Here is a 2,436-nt window from a genome sequence, read left to right on the forward strand (position 1 = left end):
GAGCTGTTTCTATTCCCACATATTCTCCGCCATGTACTCCTGCGGTTATAACTAAAGTTTTCCCTGTATTTCTCCCACAAAAAGCTGTTCCGCTTATATTTCCAAGTATGAATTTTTTCTTTTCCCCTTTATTTATCAGAATATCTCCTATTTTCATAGATTCCTCCTTTCCGAATACACTAAGTTTTTATGTTATATTAGCATAGTTAGTCGCATCTAACCATACATTTTTTCATTACTTATTATTTAGCCAAATAAAAGACGGATGTCTGTTTTTCTATATTTTTTATTTTTTTATGAAAGATATTTCCATGTTTTATTAAAAAAACTTGAAAAACTTATTTTCAAGTAGTACCTGACTTCCGTCGTTTCTCTCAAAACCTAGTACTCTAGGCATCCAAGAGCATGCAGTTTTGAAAGAAATTGTCGACTTCAGCTTTGGTTAAATAGAGGGCATCAAGGTTACTAAAACCAACCAGTTTTTTAACCTTTTCGTTAACGGACTGGTATCTTGATATATTGATATATGTATTATCACCTTTATTTACCACTCTAAAATCACGCATAAAGTTAATCAAGTCATAAGAGTTTATTTTATTCTTGAAGCACTTGATTTCTAATACTCTTAAAAGAAACAAACTAAGGTAGCATATCAAAAAATGCCCGTAGATTGTTTCTTTTTTCTGTAAATAAACAGGCCTGGCATCCAGGTATGATTTTGTAAGTCTAAAAGATTCCTCGATTTTCCATAGGCTATGGTATGTCTTATATACCTGTAATGGCTCCATGTCTATCTCAGATGTCACTAAAAGGTTATATCCTGCATATTTAAGATCTTCATCAATCTTAGATTTATTTAAATCTATTATAGGCTTTATTGTCTTGCCTGTACTATCTTTAGTTATGATGTCTAAATATTTAGCGCAATCTCCAAGTTCATCTTTAGCGATATTTTTGTATGTAGAAAACTTTGAAGCTTTATCGACCATTTTCATTATTTCAAGTCTTTGTTTCTTTGCAAGGTTAGGATTATAAGAGACGATACGCTTTTCTTTTACAGAGAACTTTGTAACACTCTCTTTTCCTGTTTCCGGATCGATCTCTTTAAAGCTGTAGTCAAAGCTGTCAATACAGGATTTAAGACGAAAAGATATATTACCTCTTTCATCAGTGTAATTAGAAAAGACATTTGTATCATTCTCAAGTAGAACCCATTTCTTTTCCTTTTCACTTAGATTCTTACCATGTATTGATTTTGAGAATATATAGCCGTCATTATCTTCTTTAACGGCAGCATAAATATTTCTTGCACAATTAAGTCCTTTATCAGCCACCTGAATTGTCTTACCTGATACGCTGTGTCGTTGCTTCATTTCTTCAATAACTTTTCTAATATACGGCTTTTCCGATTCATTTCCGGGATACATTTGCATGGAGACAGGTACGAGATCAGCATCTAAAAGTAAAGCTTGCCCTATTATCGGGGAGTGCCTATTCTCTTTTGAAGGTCCCTTTTGCTTATCATCACTAGGGATATCAATTTCAAAGTAATAATTAGTGCAATCAAAAAATACATTGCTTAGATCCCTTTTATAATACCTTTCATAAGAGTGATTAAATAAATCAATATACTTTTTATAAGACTCTCCTATGAAAGAACACCCGTCATATACTTGGTCTTCAGAGATTGTAGAGCTGCCATAAAGGTATGGAAATATATGAGAGGCTGTCTTTGACTTAGAGCATGGAGATATAACTCTTGCATAAATAAGTTGTGTAATTAAGTCAAATACAGAGAACTGAAAACGCATTTGAGAAGCAAGTATATCAATAGTTTCTTTAACATCAAGCTCATCAATTAATGAGTAGAGTAAGAAGTGCCCTATATTAAGTTCAACAGGGGAGGAAAATGCACGAGGACGTGACTCTTCAGAAAGAGCTTTTGTTCTATTCTCATTTTGCTCTTTTACATAGTCACTGTAAAATTTAACAGGATCAGGAATCTCACCTGAAATCAAATCCTCAACATAACCAAAAGATTTTACATTTTTTGTTCTTGGTTGCTTTTTATCCTTATCCCAAAATGATTCATACATCTGAAGATAAGTACCTTTTTTCTTCTTTTCTTTTCTCAAAAAATAAGCCATAAACACCTCTAAAAGTAAAGTACTATGAAGTACTATGATTATAACATACTCAAAAAAAATTTTCAACTTTTTTTAAATATTTTTTATGGCAGAAAAGCCTTTAAAATAAGGGGTCTAAAAGAATTGCGTAAAATCAAATAGCTTATTAGAAATTTAAAACGTCGGAACTTTCATAGTACTTCGACGGAAGACGGGAGCTGTTTCTATTCCCACATATTCTCCGCCATGTACTCCTGCGGTTATAACTAAAGTTTTCCCTGTATTTCTCCCACAAAAAGCTGTTCCGCTT

The 2,436-nt window shown here is 32.7% G+C and carries 1 protein-coding gene; it reads right to left on the bottom strand.

What is annotated here, in order from left to right; genetic code table 11:
- Positions 1-389: 389 nt before the first annotated feature.
- Positions 390-2,147: an IS1634 family transposase gene (locus HMPREF1135_RS13485; protein ID WP_007592098.1), complete on the bottom strand. Its 1,758-nt coding sequence runs from the start codon at positions 2,145-2,147 to the stop codon at positions 390-392.
- Positions 2,148-2,436 lie beyond the last annotated feature (289 nt).

The sequence above is a fragment of the Lachnoanaerobaculum sp. OBRC5-5 genome (assembly GCF_000296385.1).
GTDB lineage: Bacteria > Bacillota > Clostridia > Lachnospirales > Lachnospiraceae > Lachnoanaerobaculum.